The sequence below is a fragment of the Streptomyces sp. NPDC033136 genome, assembly GCF_055578235.1.
Window position 1 is genome coordinate 106,161 of the sequence record NZ_JBVIPD010000008.1, and the last position, 14,297, is coordinate 120,457.

General features: G+C 69.9%; 12 protein-coding genes. 5 read left to right on the plus strand and 7 right to left on the minus strand.

What is annotated here, in order from left to right; translation table 11 throughout:
- Positions 1 to 10 precede the first annotated feature (10 nt).
- Positions 11 to 1,045 (plus strand): phosphotransferase, encoded by a 1,035-nt coding sequence (locus ACZ5TL_RS17350; protein WP_468590631.1) that lies wholly within the window; start codon positions 11 to 13, stop codon positions 1,043 to 1,045.
- 742 nt (positions 1,046 to 1,787) lie between these two features.
- On the opposite strand, the gene ACZ5TL_RS17355 is transcribed toward ACZ5TL_RS17350, so the two are convergent.
- The 5 genes from ACZ5TL_RS17355 to ACZ5TL_RS17375 form a co-directional block, all read right to left on the minus strand.
- The gene (locus tag ACZ5TL_RS17355) at positions 1,788 to 3,788 is read right to left on the minus strand and encodes a ricin-type beta-trefoil lectin domain protein (RefSeq protein ID WP_468590632.1); all 2,001 of its coding nucleotides are present in this window, start codon (positions 3,786 to 3,788) and stop codon (positions 1,788 to 1,790) included.
- Between the two features lie 421 nt (positions 3,789 to 4,209).
- A complete protein-coding gene (locus ACZ5TL_RS17360; protein ID WP_468590633.1) occupies positions 4,210 to 4,368 on the minus strand; it encodes a hypothetical protein in 159 nt (52 codons plus the stop codon).
- A complete protein-coding gene (locus ACZ5TL_RS17365) occupies positions 4,359 to 4,499 on the minus strand; it encodes a DUF3500 domain-containing protein (protein WP_468590913.1) in 141 nt (46 codons plus the stop codon). The genes ACZ5TL_RS17360 and ACZ5TL_RS17365 overlap by 10 nt, the downstream gene beginning before the upstream one ends.
- A gap of 77 nt (positions 4,500 to 4,576) precedes the next feature.
- Entirely contained in the window at positions 4,577 to 6,400 is a 1,824-nt protein-coding gene (locus ACZ5TL_RS17370) for an IclR family transcriptional regulator domain-containing protein (protein WP_468590634.1), read from the minus strand.
- Between the two features lie 154 nt (positions 6,401 to 6,554).
- On the minus strand, positions 6,555 to 7,901 hold the full coding sequence (locus ACZ5TL_RS17375; protein WP_468590635.1) for a M6 family metalloprotease domain-containing protein: 1,347 nt from the start codon (positions 7,899 to 7,901) through the stop codon (positions 6,555 to 6,557).
- Positions 7,902 to 8,224: 323 nt separating this feature from the next.
- On the opposite strand from ACZ5TL_RS17375, the gene ACZ5TL_RS17380 reads away from it, so the two are divergent.
- Positions 8,225 to 8,869, plus strand: a complete 645-nt coding sequence (locus tag ACZ5TL_RS17380; protein ID WP_468590637.1) for a TetR/AcrR family transcriptional regulator — start codon at positions 8,225 to 8,227, stop codon at positions 8,867 to 8,869.
- A 223-nt stretch (positions 8,870 to 9,092) separates the two neighbouring features.
- Positions 9,093 to 10,631, plus strand: a complete 1,539-nt coding sequence (locus ACZ5TL_RS17385; protein WP_468590638.1) for an MFS transporter — start codon at positions 9,093 to 9,095, stop codon at positions 10,629 to 10,631.
- A 221-nt stretch (positions 10,632 to 10,852) separates the two neighbouring features.
- Here the strand turns inward: ACZ5TL_RS17385 and ACZ5TL_RS17390 are convergent, their stop codons facing one another.
- Positions 10,853 to 11,386, minus strand: coding sequence for a MarR family winged helix-turn-helix transcriptional regulator (locus ACZ5TL_RS17390; protein WP_468590640.1), 534 nt, complete (start codon positions 11,384 to 11,386; stop codon positions 10,853 to 10,855).
- A gap of 89 nt (positions 11,387 to 11,475) precedes the next feature.
- Between ACZ5TL_RS17390 and ACZ5TL_RS17395 the strand changes: the two genes are divergently transcribed.
- Positions 11,476 to 12,261, plus strand: a complete 786-nt coding sequence (locus ACZ5TL_RS17395; protein WP_468590641.1) for a dioxygenase family protein — start codon at positions 11,476 to 11,478, stop codon at positions 12,259 to 12,261.
- Between the two features lie 105 nt (positions 12,262 to 12,366).
- Here the strand turns inward: ACZ5TL_RS17395 and ACZ5TL_RS17400 are convergent, their stop codons facing one another.
- Positions 12,367 to 12,888 (minus strand): GNAT family N-acetyltransferase, encoded by a 522-nt coding sequence (locus tag ACZ5TL_RS17400; protein ID WP_468590643.1) that lies wholly within the window; start codon positions 12,886 to 12,888, stop codon positions 12,367 to 12,369.
- Positions 12,889 to 13,083: 195 nt separating this feature from the next.
- Here ACZ5TL_RS17400 and ACZ5TL_RS17405 point away from each other — a divergent pair, with 195 nt between their 5' ends.
- On the plus strand, positions 13,084 to 14,082 hold the full coding sequence (locus ACZ5TL_RS17405; protein WP_468590644.1) for a sigma-70 family RNA polymerase sigma factor: 999 nt from the start codon (positions 13,084 to 13,086) through the stop codon (positions 14,080 to 14,082).
- Positions 14,083 to 14,297 lie beyond the last annotated feature (215 nt).

Genomic DNA, 14,297 nt, shown 5'->3' on the forward strand with positions numbered 1-14,297 from the left:
GTCCATCGACGTGGTGCTGGTGAGCATTTTCCTTGAGGAGCACTACCGCCTCACCGGGCGCTTGGGGCGACTGGCGACCGAGAAGGACGACACGTTCCAACTCAGCACCGACTCGAGCAACTACCTCGTGAAGGTCTCACCACCTGACGAGGCGGAGGCGGTCGTCGCCCTCCAGACCGCCGCGATGCGCCACCTCGAAACCACCGCTCCGCACTTGCCTGTCCAGCGGGTGAAGCTGACCGCCGACGGAGACGACCATGTCACGATCAGGCTGAACGACGGCAGGACTCGCACCCTGCGGGTGTTCGACTTCGTCGAAGGCCAGGTCCTGGCCGATGCGAACCCGGACGCGGAGCGGCTCGCCGAGGCGGGCGAGATGCTGGGGCTGATCGACGTGGCGCTCAGGCCGTTCACGCACCCGGCGGACCGACGAGGTCTGGCGTGGGACATCCGCCATTTCCACCAGCTGACCCAACTGGTCGAGCACACGCCGAGCCCCGAGCACCGCCAGTTGGCCCAGTCGGTCTTCCGGCTCTTCGGTGAAAGCCTCGTCCCGAGGCTGAGTGATCTCGAAACCCAAGTGATCCACGGCGACTTCAGCCCTTACAACATCGTGGTGGATCCGCAGAGCGATCACTTCGTCACCGGTGTCATCGACTTCGGCGACACGGTGCGCAGTGCGGTGATCTTCGACCCCGCCGTTCCCATGGCGAACCTGCTCGGCAGGACGCCGGATCATCCCTGGCGGGACGCCTGCGCCTTCGCCGCCGGCTACCAACGCAAGCGGCCGATCCAGGCCTCGGAACTCCCGCTGCTCCCGGTTGCCGCGTTGGCACGACTCACACTGCGTGCGCTGATCACGAACTGGCGCGCGGAGCGCGCACCCGAACGGCGCGAGTACCTCCTCGGTCACGCCAAGGACGACTGGATCAATGTCGAGCGTTCCTTGGCCGTGAGCCTGGACGACGTCGTCGCGCACCTCAGGGAAGCCCGTCACGGGCATGCGTGTCGGGCCCATCGCGGCCAGCCGGTCAGCAAGCCGTAACGCGGGCTCGTTCGCGAACCGCCCGAAGACGTGGTAGGTCTCCAGCGTCTTCATCTGCCCTGTCCCAGGGCTCGCTCCGGTGAGGGCCTGACCTGCGGGTTCGCATTTTTCCGCAAGGCCCACGAAGGCAGCAGCTTGTGGAAAAACCTTGCTGAAAATCCAGGCGGCGGATCTTCGGCGAGGAGCACAAGCCTGCTGGTCACACGTGATGCGGTGCTCTCCCCAGGGGTGCCTGAGCGGACAGCATGACGTACCAGCACGTGATCAAGGACAGCGTAGCGGATTCGCGTAAGCGAGGGCCCCTCTGTATGCGGAGAGGAGGGCAGCGAGCCTCTGACTGCTATGCGTCGGCCTTCGGTGCCTGGTTGGTGGGCGCTCAGGGGCGAAGGGCGACTTCTGGCCGGCGGCGAAGAAGGTGGTCCGTGCCGTGCCCTGCTCTCCTGCGACCGGACGTGCCGGTGGCACCCGCACCGGCCTCGCCGTCGGCCGCCGCCCGCACGAGGGCCCAAGACGTCTTCGCATTCGGCGGCCACTGCTGGAGCTCTGACCGGCGGTGGCCTGAGAACGGTCGGTCTCGGGCTCTGCGGGTGTCGTTGCCCACCCAGGTGCCGACCGCCTCGGACCGGTAGATCCCGTCAACTGGCAGATCCCGTCAACCATCAGATCCCGGCAACCGGAGGTCCGGTTGCCGGGATCGGGTTCGGGGGTCGGCACGGTGACCTAACACCGTGGCGGCGTCAGGTCAGGTGAGTGTCCACTTCTGGTTGGTCTGGCCGTTGCAGGTCCACAGGATCAGCTTGGTGCCGTTGGCGGTTGCCGCCTCGGAGGCGTCCAGGCAGAGGCCGGAGAGGTTGTTGGTGACGGTGCCGTCGGCGTGGGCGGTCCACTTCTGGTTGGTGCCGCCTGTGCAGTCCCAGATGATGACCTTGGTGCCGTTGGTGGTGCCGTTGTTGTCGGCGTCGAGACACTTGTTGCCGTAGACGACGAGTTCACCGCGCGAGGTCCGCTGGAAGGTCTGGTTGCGTCCGCCGGAGCAGTCCCAGATCTGTGCCTGGGTGGCGTTGACGTAGGTGTTCTTGTCGATGTCCACGCAGCGGCCCGAGGCGGAGCCGGCCAGGGCGGTGCCGTCGGTGCCGGGGATGCCCTGCACGCGCAGGGCGTCGATGTCGGGGGCGGTGCTGCCTGAGACCGCGGCGAACCGGACGGTGTTCATTCCCTTGGCCAGGTGGGCCAGCACGGAGACGGTTCGGTGGGTGGTGGCCGAGCCGGTCGGCGGGAAGGACACGACGTACGTGTACTGGCCGCCCACCCGGATGGTGGCCTTGCGGGCGGTGGTGGAGCCGTTGGCGTAGGTGATGTCCACCAGCTTGGTGCCCGCCGCGGAGGCCGCGACGTTGCCGAACGTCGGGGTGGTGGCGGTGGTGGTGTCCTCGTACGTCGAGCCGGAGGCCTCGGTGCCGGAGACGGTCAGCAGGACCGCGTCGTTCGCCGGGACGGAGGTGGTGTAGCCGGTGGCGAACGATCCGGCGTCGGTACGGGTCCAGGCGTTGCGCACACGGGCGGAGGCCGGGGTCAGGCCGAGGTCGGCCCAGCGGACGGTGATGTTCGCGGCGGAGCCGGTGCGGTTGAACAGCATCACCGCGCGCTTGCCCGTGCCGGAGAGGATCTTGCCGTACACCTGGAGGTTCCGGGTGTCCTCGGCGACCTTGACGCCCTGGAGCCCGCGCGGGTCCTGGTTGACGGCCAGGACCTCGGGGTTGGTGAGGATGCCGCGAGTCTCGGCGGTCATCGTGGCCACGTTGTTGCCGGCCAGGAGAGGGGCGCCGGCGATCGACCACAGGCTCATGTGCAGCCGGTTGCGTTGGGCGGTCATACCGTTCAGGCCGCCCATCAGCATGTCGGGGTCGTTGTAGTAGCCGGTGTGCTGGGCCGCGGGCTGCAGGGCCTCGTCGAAGTTGCGGTACATCTTCGTCAGGCCCGGGGTCTCCCTGTACAGGAGCACGTCGTGGCTGGTGCGCCACAGGTCGCCGTGGCCCGTCGCCCAGTTCCACGGCAGTCCGGTGCCCCACTCGCAGAACGACAGCACCAGCTTGCGGCCGGTCGCGGCCGACGCGGCCTCGTTCGCGGCGGCGATCTGCTTGTACGTGGTCTCCTGGTCCAGGCCCTCCACCCGGCCGCCGCACCAGTCGATCTTCACGTAGTCGAAGCCCCAGCGCTGGAAGGTCTCCAGGTCCTGCCGGTAGTGGCCCTCCATACCGGTGTTGGGGGCGGCGGGGCGGGTGGTGGGGTAGTAGTAGCCGCAGCCCTGCTTGCCGGCGTCGGTGTAGATGCCGGCCTTCAGTCCCTTGCTGTGGATGTAGTCGGCGATCGCCTTCATGCCGCCGGGCCACAGGGTCTCGTCGACGACGATGTTGCCGTTCGCGTCCCGGTCGCCCTGCCACCAGCCGTCGTCGAGGTTGACGTACTTGTAGCCGGCCGCCGCCATGCCGGAGGAGACCAGGGCGTCGGCCTGCTGCTTGATCACGTTGTGGTCGATGCTGCTGAAGAAGCTGTTCCAGGACGCCCAGCCCATCGGCGGCGGGGTGACGCCGATCTGATGGGTGCTCACAGCGGCCGGTTCGGCGGTCAGGGGCGCCGACGGCTCCTGCCGGTCGAGGCTCGCCAGACCGGCGACGAGGAGTCCGACGGCGAGGACCCGGGCGGTGATGCGTCTTGCCCATCCTCGTGCAGCGGTGTGGGGCATGCGGCTCTCCATGGGGGGTGAGAGGGGGAAGGAACGTGATCTTGTCGGGACGCTGCCCCCGAGGCGTCGCGAGAGAGGGCTTCGGGGCACGCGCCTTACGGCCGCCATCACGCCGTCCGATATACCGGACCGAGTTCGGTGAATCGGTCAGAAAGTAGGGGTGCGCCCAACGGAGGTCAATGGTTCCGTCGTTTCTCGTGGGCTTTCGTACGGCGGATCGGCTGAAGGCGCCTGCGCGCCATGGCGACGCCGACGATCCGGCTCAACCGCGTGCCGGATGGGCCACAGTGGTGTATTTGCCGGTGGAGGATGTGCGTGCCGAGTCCGCGTCGCATACGGGTTTCCGTCCGTCCTGTCTGCGGTCACCGCTGAGCGCTCGTCCTCGCCGCCGCCGCGAGGTGTCCTGGGCGGGTTCCGGACGTCAGTCGAGTACCGTGACGAACCGCCGGAGCAGGCGGCTGAACGTCTCGACGTCTTCGTCCGGCCACCGGCCCAGCCGTTCCTGCAGCTCCTTGCGCTGGTGCTGACGTACCTGGGCGAGCGGGCAGGAGACGGCGCACCGTGGAACCCTCAGTTCCATCCGTAGTCTGCGGTCTGGTCGCGGAAGATCGTGTGCTGGTGCACTCCGTCGACCACGATGCCGCCCTGGTTGGAGAACTCGATCCAGACCGACGGGCCATCGACCCGTAAGTAGGTCTCCTTGTTGTCGATGGTCGTCGCGCCGCTTCAGCCCAGATACGTCTCGTCGTACTCGGAGTCTGGGGGTCTGGGGGTCTGGGGGGCTGGGGTCAGGTCAGCGGGACGGACGTGAAGCGGGCGGCGGTGTGCAGGTCCGTTTCGATGCGGGTCGCTGCCGATCTCAGTTCGGGGAGGAGGTCCCTCACGCACTCCTGCGGGGTGTGGCGGCTGGCGTGCATCGCGGTGTTCAGCGCCGCCACCACGCGGCCCGAGCGGTCGCGGACCGGGACGGCGATGGAGCGGAGGCCTTCCTCCAGTTCCGCATCCACCAGGGCGTATCCCTGGGAGCGGACCGAGGTCAGTGCCTTCTTCAGCGCCTGTGCGTCCGTGACCGTGTGGGGGGTGAGGGGGTGTAGGTCGTCCAGGGGGAGTCGGCCGGTGGGTGCGCCTGCCAGGAGGACCCGGCCCAGGGCCGTCGCGTAGGCCGGCAGGCGCGTGCCCACCGTGATGTTCACGCTCATCACCCGTCCCGTCGCCACCCTCGCCGTGTACTGGATCTCTTCGCCCGAATCCGCGAGGACCGCGAGTGACGTCGACTCGTGGATGCGGGACGTCAGATCGACCAGGTGGGGCTGGGCGATCTCGGGGAGGGTAGTGCGGGAGAGGGGTGGGAAGCCGAGGGAGAGGACGCGGGGCGTGAGGGCGAAGGTGCGGCCTGCGGGGCTTACGAGGCCCAGGTGTTCGTAGGTGATCAGGGCTCGGCGGGCCGTCGCCCGGGCCAGGCCCGTCGCCCGGGACACCTCCGTGAGGGTCAGTTCCGGCCGGCCCTCGCCGAAGGCCGTGAGGACCGTCAGGCCCCGGGCCAGGGATTCGATGAACTCGCGCCCCAGCTGCTGCTTGGACGCGCCCGTCCACAGCGCCAGGTCCGAGGGGGGCGGGCCGGGCTCCGGGGGCGGGGTGTGGCGCAGTTCGCGTTCCATCTCCGTCACCGCCGACCGCAGCCTCGGGAGGAGGGTTTTGCGCAGGTCGTGCGCGGTGTGGCGGCTGGTGTGGCTCACCACGCTCGCCACGCACGCCACCCGGCAGCCGCCCCTGCCAACGGTCCGGACCGGTACCGAGATGGCCACCAGGCCGGGTTCGATCAGCTGGTCGTCGACGGCCCAGCCGTTCGCCGCCGCCTCTTCCGCGCGGCGTGCGAAGGCCTCGTCGTCCGCCCGGACCGCGTCGCCCGCGCCGACTGTGTCATCCGCCCCATCCGCCCCATCCGTCCCGTCTTCCCCGTCCGCGCCGTAGCGGCGTGGGGGTACGGCCGTGAAGGACAGGTCCCTCGGGTCCGCCGCCCGGCGTTCCCGCCAGCGCCGCCAGTCCGTGGCTGTCCACTCCGTGGCGAACAGGGGGCCGGGGGCGGTGCGCTCGGCGGGGAGCAGGTCGCCGATGCGGAAGCTCAGGGACATCGCGCGGCGGCGGGTCGCCTGGTGGATGAAGCGGATGCCGTCCCGGTCGGCGACCGCCAGGGAGACCGACTCGTCCAGCTCGTCGGCCAGGGCGTCCGCCCGGGAGGAGAGCAGGGCGGGGAGGCGTAGGGCGGCGAGGTAGGCGTTGCCCAGCTCCATCAGGCGGGGGGACAGGTGGACGTCCCGGCCGTCCAGACGGACGTAGCCCATGCGGGCCAGCGTGGCCGTGACGCGGTCGACCGTGGAGCGGGCGAGGCCCGTGGCACGTTCCAGACCGCTCAGGCTCAGCGTGCCGTCCGCCTGCGTCAGCTCCCGCAGGACCGCGATGCCGCGGATGAGTGGTGTGACCGCCTCAGCCGGAGTGACCGCCTCGACTGGGGTGCCCGCTTTGGCTGGAGCGACCGCCTCATCCGGGGTGGGCCTACCGTCGGCAGGCGTAACAGCCTCCTCGGGAACATCATCCGTGGGCTTCGCTGGCATCGGCTCTCCGGTACGGCGGTCGCGGCAGGCCCACCGTAAACCGGAATCCGGGACGTGATCCGGAATCCGGGACGTGATCTGGGTCCGCAGGTCCGCGCTTCCTATCCTCTCGTCACCCGTCACCCGTCACCCGTCACCCGTCACCCGTCACCCGTCATCTCCTCGTCACCCGCACCCGGTACCCCCCGTCAGGCCCCGCTCCCGCTCCCGCTTCCGCCCGCGCCCCCACCCCCGCCACCTCGATCACGACCCCTCTCCCCGGATCCCGGAACGTCTCCCCGGGCACGAACGGCGCGTCGGACAGTTCCGCGTGGACGTTGGGTGCGCGGGTGCAGCCGCCGCTGTCGCGGCGGGAGTCGTGGACCGTGACCGGGCCCATGCCCGTGTCGACCTCCGCGTCGACCTTGTAGATCAGGACGCCCGGGCGGCACACCGCCTCGTCGTTGCCCGCGCGGGTGCGCACTTCCACGGCGTAACCGGTCCTGCCGTCCAGGGGGAGGAAGACCAGCTTGGAGCCACCGGGCAGCGCGAGTGGGGTGAGGGCGTAGTCCGTCGTGCCCGGGGAGGCGACGCAGTGCACCTGGGCGGCGTCCAGCCAGCCCAGCTTCCACTTGTGCCAGCCGAGGAAGTCGTTGTTGGCGCCCCAGTCCTCGCTCATGATGTCCCAGTGGCCGACCGCGCCCCCGCCCTCGGCGGTGTAGAGATCGGGCAGGCCGAAGACGTGGCCGTTCTCGTGGGGGAGGACGCGGTAGCCGGTGCGGTCGTAGGAGCCGGAGCCGTCGTCCTGGCGGGAGTAGACGAACGAGGCGTTGGCCACGGGTATGCCGTCGGCCAGCGGGGCTTCGGGATTCCCGGCGAAGGTGACGGACAGGACCGTGTCCAGGGCGGAGGGGCCTGCGTTCGGGGTCACCAGGACGTTCAGCAGGTCGTACGCGCGGAAGTCCACCTTCGCGTCGGCCGCGGCGACGAGGTCCTGCACCAGTGCGCGATAGCCGGGGTCGAACGGAGCCCCGCGCTCTATGCCGTACTCGCGGAAGGGCTTCGGCATCCGCAGCCAGGACGGGATCGGGATCTCGGGGCGGTAGTCGAGGCGGCCGTAGGAGCTGGTGCGGAACCAGTCGCGGGTCTGCGGGAAGAACTCCCGGAAGCGGTCCAGGGCCTTGCCCTCGCCGGGGGCGTCGGAGAAGTCGATCATCAGCGTGAGGGCGCGGACCGTGCCGGTGGAGCGGGAGTAGACGTCGGGGGTGGGGATGCCCTCGGACAACTGGACCTCGCGGGAGCCGCGGATCATGCAGGGGTCGTGCGCGGAGGTGCGGGACACGGAGACCGGGCCCGCCCCTGCCGTCGTGGCGCCCGGGGTGAGGTGGCCCGTGCCGGCCGAGGTGCTGACCGCGAAGGTCAGGGCGGACACACAGGCCAGGGCGGCCAGACGGCGCCCGGGTATCCGGTGGCCCAGCGGCCTCGAGGCGCCTGACCGGGGCCGCCGGGGCTGCGGCTGCATGCAAGGGACCTGCAAGGGACCTCCCGCGCCACGGCAGCCTCCGGTCTCCGGCTGCAACCCGTGCGATCACCCTGCGCGGCAGGTGTGGGGGTGCGCGCGCCGGGAGAGACCGATCGTGGGTTTCCCGTGGGTAGCGGCCAGCTCGACTTGCGCCCGCTCAACTTGTGAGGCAGGTCACAAACAAAAAGCCCAGGGGTGGGAAATACCGGGGACTCAGTCCCCGTTTAGCCATGTGTCCGGGTGAAACGGGGAACCTCTCCCCGGATCGCCGGAGGATCGCAGCACCACACGCCACATGCCACACACCTCACCAGGAGCGCACCGTGCAGACCGCCACCCCCGTACAGCGCAAGGCGCCCCGGCCTCGCGCCGACGCCCTGCGCAACCGGGAGCGGATCGTCACCGCCGCCCGGGAGATGTTCGTCGAGCACGGCCCCGAGGTGCCGCTCGACGAGATCGCCCGCCGGGCCGGCGTCGGCAACGCCACGGTGTACCGCAACTTCCCGGACCGCGACGCGCTGGTCCGCGAGGTCGTCTGCTCCGTCATGGACCGTACGGCCGCGGCGGCCGAGCTCGCGCTCGCCGAGACCGGCGACGCGTTCGAGGCGCTGGAGCGCTTCGTGCACGCCGCCGCCGACGAGCGGGTCAGCGCGCTGTGCCCGATGGTCTCCAGCACGTTCGACAAGCACCACCCGGACCTGGAGGCCGCGCGCGAACGCGTCGAGCGGCAGGTCGCGGAGGTCATGGACCGGGCCAGGACGGCCGGGCAGCTCCGCTCCGACGTGGGAGTCGGAGACGTCATGATCGCCGTGGCCCAGCTCAGTCGGCCCCCGGCCGGTACGGACTGCTGTCGTGCCGACTCTTTCGTCCACCGCCATCTTCAGCTGTTCCTGGACGGGCTGCGGGCTCCCGCTCGTTCCGTTCTGCCGGGTACGGCCGTGACCCTGGAGGATCTCCGTCAGTCCTGAGCGATGAGTAAGTCCTGAGCGATCAGTAGGTCCTGACCGATGAGCTGGTCCTGAGCGATTGGTTCCGCCCGTCCCGCCGGTCTGAAGCGCAGGCGACGTACAGGCGAAGCGCAGGCGACAGTCCCTACGGCCGTCCCGCAGGCGAGCCGTCCCCTTCTCACACCCTTTTTCCGTCGTTAAGTCCCGAAGTCTTCCGTCACGAAGTCCCGAAGTGGGTACCTCCATGTCTGAAACAGCCTCCAAGGCCCCGCAAGCCCCAGCCGAACCGGATCCGGGCCGCTGGAAAGCGCTCGTCTTCATCGTGCTCGCCCAGCTGATGGTCGTCCTGGACGCCACCATCGTGAACATCGCCCTGCCCTCCGCCCAGCAGGACCTCGGCATCTCCGACGGCAACCGGCAGTGGGTCGTCACGGCCTACGCCCTCGCCTTCGGCGGTCTGCTGCTGTTCGGCGGCCGGATAGCCGACCTGTGGGGCCGCAAGAAGGCCTTCGTCGTCGGCCTGGGCGGCTTCGCCGCGGCCTCGGCGCTGGGCGGCGCCGCCACCAACGAGGCGATGATGTTCGGCGCCCGCGCCCTCCAGGGTGCCTTCGGCGCGCTGCTCGCGCCCGCCGCGCTCTCCCTGCTCGCCGTGATGTTCACCGATGCCAAGGAGCGCGCCAAGGCGTTCGGTATCTACGGTGCGATCGCCGGTGGCGGCGGTGCCGTCGGTCTGATCCTCGGCGGCGTCCTCACCGAGTACCTGGACTGGCGCTGGACGTTCTTCGTGAACATCCCGTTCGCCGTCGTCGCCGCGGCCGGCGCCTACTTCGTCATCCGTGAGCCGGAGGGCGGCCGCAACCGCTCCCCGCTCGACATCCCCGGCGTGGTCCTGTCCACCCTCGGCCTGGTCGCCCTCGTCTACGGCTTCACCCGCGCCGAGTCGGACGGCTGGAGTGACGCCGTGACCGTCGGCATGTTCGTCGCCTCGGCCGTGCTGCTGCTCGCCTTCGTGGTCGTCGAGTCCAGGGTCAAGGCCCCGCTGCTGCCGCTGCGGGTGGTCACCGAGCGCAACCGCGGTGGCATCTACCTCTCCCTCGGTCTCGCGATCATCGCGATGTTCGGCCTGTTCCTCTTCCTGACCTACTACCTGCAGATCGTGAAGGGCTACTCGCCCGTCAAGACCGGGTTCGCCTTCCTGCCGATGATCGCGGGCATGATCACGGGCTCCACGCAGATCGGCACACGCCTGATGACCCGGGTCGCGCCGCGGCTGCTGATGGGCCCCGGCTTCCTGGTCGCCGCACTCGGCATGCTGCTGCTGACCCAGCTGGAGATCGGCTCCTCGTACGCCGCCCTGCTGCTGCCGGCGATGCTGCTGCTCGGTCTCGGCATGGGTACGGCGTTCATGCCGGCCATGTCGCTGGCCACCCAGGGTGTCGAGCCGCGGGACTCCGGTGTCGCCTCGGCGATGGTCAACACCTCGCAGCAGGTGGGCGGCGCGATCGGCACGGCCCTGCTGAACACCATCGCCGCCTCGGCGACCACGGCGTACGTCGCCGACCACATCGCCGGCGCGACCAGCCGGTCCCAGCAGCAACTGGTCCAGCTGGAGGCCATGGTCACGGGCTACACCAGCGCTATCTGGTTCGCCGTCGGCATCCTCGTGGCGGCCGCCGTGATCGCCCTGACCTTCGTCAACGCCGGTCGCCCGGGCACCACCACGGTGACCGGCTCCGACGCGGACACGGTGGACGAGGTGCAGATCCCGGTCGTCGCCCACTGACGGCAGTGGTCCCGGTCGTCGCTCACTGACGGCAGTGGTCCCGGTCGTCGCCCATTGACGGCAGTGGTCCCGGTCGTCGCTCACTGACGGCAGTGGTCCCGGTCGTCGCCCACTGACGGCCGAGGCCCTCACCCCTTCGGGCCGTCCGCAGGCCTTCGGGCCATCCGCAGGCGCGAGGAAGGGGACGCCTCGTACCTGCGGAATCCAGGACCTGCCCCGGCTCAGCGGAGCCAGGGCAGGTCCGCACCCGCTTCGGTCGGCTGGAGTCCCTCGGCGACGATCCGCATGATCTCGCCGAGGGACTTCTGCTGTTCCGGGGTGAGCCGGTCGAAGACCGCCTGGCGTACGGCCTCCACATGGCCCGGCGCGGTCTGCCGCAGCACCTCGTAGCCTTCGTCCGTGAGGACGGCGAACTGGCCCCGCTTGTCGTCGGGGCAGTCCTCGCGGCGCACCCAGCCGTTCTTCTCCAGGCGCGCGATGGCGTGCGAGAGGCGGGAGCGGGTGATCTTCGCCAGCATCGCCAGCTCGGTCATCCGCAGCCGCCGCCGCGGCGCCTCGGCGAGCTTGACCAGAAGGCCGTAGTAGACGTGCGGCATGCCCGCGTCGCGCTGGAGCTGACGGTCGAGATGGTCGTCGAGGAGGGTGACGCCCTCCATGAAGGAGCGCCAGACGCGCTGCTCCTCGTCGCTGAGCCAGCGCGGTTCCTGGGGCTCCGGGGCGGATCCCGGTGTCGGTGCGGATGCGGGTGCCTTCATGGTGTCCACTCTACGCGGCCTATCCTTGAACTTTAAACAAATGGCTCGTACAGTTTGTCAGGGAACCATGTCTTGGAGGGAGTCGCAGCATGTCCGCCGCCACTCAGGAGCGCATGCCCGCTCTGTATCTCAGTCATGGCGCGCCGCCGCTGGCGGACGACCCGGTCTGGCCCGGTGAACTGGCCGCCTGGGCCGCCGGCCTGCCGCGCCCCAGGGCCATCTTGATCGTCTCCGCCCACTGGGAGGAGGCCCCGCTCGCCCTCGGTGCCACCGAGACCGTCCCGCTCGTCTACGACTTCTGGGGCTTCCCGGAGCACTACTACCGGGTGACGTACGGCGCTCCCGGTGCACCGGAGCTCGCCGAGTCCGTACGGAAGCTGCTGCGCGCCCCCGGCATCCCCGTCCAGGACGTCCCCGACCGCGGCCTCGACCACGGCGCCTACGTCCCGCTGGTCGAGATGTACCCGGAGGCCGACATTCCGGTCCTCCAGGCGTCCATGCCGACGCTCGACCCGGTCCGGCTCATGGAGATCGGCCGCAGGCTCGCCCCGCTGCGCGACGAGGGCGTGCTCATCGTGGGCTCCGGCTTCTTCACCCACAACCTGGCCGCGCTCCGGCAGGGCGGCGTCCCCGCCTGGTCCGCCGAGTTCGACGACTGGGGCCGGCGGGCGCTGGAGGCGCGGGACGTGGACGCCCTGCTGGACTTCACGCGCAAGTCGCCCGCGGGGCAGCTGGCCCACCCGCGCACCGAGCACTTCGCCCCGCTGTTCGTGACCATGGGTGCGGCCGACGCCGCCGGTGAGCTGGACGCGCAGAAGTCGGTGATCGACGGGTTCTGGGCGGGGCTGGCGAAGCGGTCGGTGCAGTTCGGCTGACGCCGGGAGCCGGGAGCCGGGAGCCGGGAGCCGGGAGCCGGGAGCCGGGAGTCAGGAGTCGGTGACCGGGAGTCAGGAACCGGGAGCGGAGCCGGAGCCGGAGGCCTACGCGAGTTCCTTCTCGTACCAGGCCACGTCCCAGTACCGGCCGAACTTGCGGCCGACCTCCCGGTAGGTGCCGACGTACCGGAAGCCGAAGCGCTCGTGCAGCCGGGCGGACGCCTCGTTCGGCTGGGCGATGCCCGCGTAGGCCCGGTGCACGTCCTCGCCGGACAGGGCCTCGAAGAGCGCCTTGTAGAGGAGCGTGCCGATGCCGCGGCGGCCGGCGTCCGCGGCGACGTACACGGTCGTCTCCACGGAGGTCGCGTAGGCGGGCTTCGTCCGGAACGGGCTGGATGTGACGTAGCCCAGAATCCCCTGTGTGTCCGGCTCCACGGCAACCAACAGGCGGTACGGCCCGTCTTCAGGGTGGGAGAGCAGCCAAGGGCGGCGCTCTTCCGGAGTGAAGATCGCGGTATCGAATGTGATCGCCGTCTCACGTGCGTAGTGGTTGCAGAGGGCCGTGAGGACCTCGAGGTCACCCTCGACTCCCGGCCTGACCTGCACCTCTTTACGCTCCGTGAGCACCGCGCCTCCTTGTGTGGCCGGACAGGGTACTGCATGGTCAGAAAATTCGGGGAACCGGTTGGGAATTCTGTCCTGATTCCAGTCGTTGTTTCCATCGGATGCAGGGCACCCGAGGAGAGTCCGGGGAGAGACCCGGACTCGGAGTCCAGCGTCCGAAGGACCGCCCGCTGACCTCATCATCGCAAGGGAGCACGCATGGCAACCCGTGCCGTCGCCCGTCGTCAGTCCGCCAACGGCGAGACGGCCGACGCGGCAAGCAGTGTTCGCGCCCATGGCGGCGAGATCGCCGATCGCGACCTGGTCGGCATGTACCTCGACGAGATCGCGCGTACACCGCTGCTCGACGCCGCCAAGGAAGTCGAGCTGTCCCAGGTCATCGAAGCGGGTGTGTTCGCGAGGCAGGTCCTCGACGGGTTCGAGGACACCACGACGGACGCCACTCGCGAGGAGCTCGAAGCCCTGGTCGCCGACGCGGAGCGGGCCAAGGACGTCTTCATCCGCTCCAACCTGCGGCTGGTCGTCGCCGTCGCCCGCCGTTACCCCCGCAGCGGTCTGCCGCTGCTGGACCTGATCCAGGAGGGCAACGCAGGTCTGGTGCGCGCGGTCGAGAAGTTCGACTACCGCAAGGGCTTCAAGTTCTCCACGTACGCCACGTGGTGGATCCGCCAGGCCATCACCCGCTCGATAGCCGACCAGTCCCGCACGATCCGCCTGCCCGTCCACCTGGTGGAGGAGCTCGGCCGGATCCGCCGTGTGCAGCGCGAGTTCAACCGCGAGCACGGCCGGGACCCGGAGCCCGCGGAGATCGCCGCCGAGCTCGCCTCGACGCCGGAGCGCGTCACCGACGTGCTTGACTGGGCCCGCGACCCGGTCTCGCTGAACATGTCGGTGGACGACGAGGGCGAGACCCAGTTCGGCGACCTCCTGGAGGACACCTCGGCGGTGTCGCCCGAGCAGTCGGTGCTCACGCTGCTGCGCAGCGAGGAGCTCGACGACCTCATCGGCCGCCTCGACCAGCGCACGGCCTCGATCATCAAGATGCGCTACGGCATCGAGGACGGTCGCGAGCGCACTCTGACCGAGGTCGGCAAGGAGCACGGCCTGACCCGTGAGCGCATCCGGCAGATCGAGAAGCACGCGCTGCTGGAGCTGAAGAAGCTGGCGCGCAGCACCGGGTTCGACGCGGCGGCGTGACGCGTGTGACGGTGAGCGTCCGGGTGCACGGCCCGCCCCCACGGCCAGTGGGTGACGGACCCCGCGCCCCGGAGGTCACCGCGTACGCCGGGTTGGGTGACGGACGTGTGCGCCCGGAGGTCACCGCGTACGCCCGGTGGGTGACGGACCGTGTGCGCCTGGAGGTCACCGCGTACGCCGGGTTGGGTGACGGACGTGTGCGCCCGGAGGTCACC

Coding starts and splice junctions, on each gene's coding strand:
- ACZ5TL_RS17375 (WP_468590635.1), bottom strand. CDS start 7,901: ATGCAGCCGCAGCCCCGGCGGCCCCGGTCAGGCGCCTCGAGGCCGCTG.
- ACZ5TL_RS17395 (WP_468590641.1), top strand. CDS start 11,476: ATGTCCGCCGCCACTCAGGAGCGCATGCCCGCTCTGTATCTCAGTCAT.
- ACZ5TL_RS17355 (WP_468590632.1), bottom strand. CDS start 3,788: ATGCCCCACACCGCTGCACGAGGATGGGCAAGACGCATCACCGCCCGG.
- ACZ5TL_RS17390 (WP_468590640.1), bottom strand. CDS start 11,386: ATGAAGGCACCCGCATCCGCACCGACACCGGGATCCGCCCCGGAGCCC.
- ACZ5TL_RS17370 (WP_468590634.1), bottom strand. CDS start 6,400: ATGCCAGCGAAGCCCACGGATGATGTTCCCGAGGAGGCTGTTACGCCT.
- ACZ5TL_RS17360 (WP_468590633.1), bottom strand. CDS start 4,368: ATGGAACTGAGGGTTCCACGGTGCGCCGTCTCCTGCCCGCTCGCCCAG.
- ACZ5TL_RS17405 (WP_468590644.1), top strand. CDS start 13,084: ATGGCAACCCGTGCCGTCGCCCGTCGTCAGTCCGCCAACGGCGAGACG.
- ACZ5TL_RS17385 (WP_468590638.1), top strand. CDS start 9,093: ATGTCTGAAACAGCCTCCAAGGCCCCGCAAGCCCCAGCCGAACCGGAT.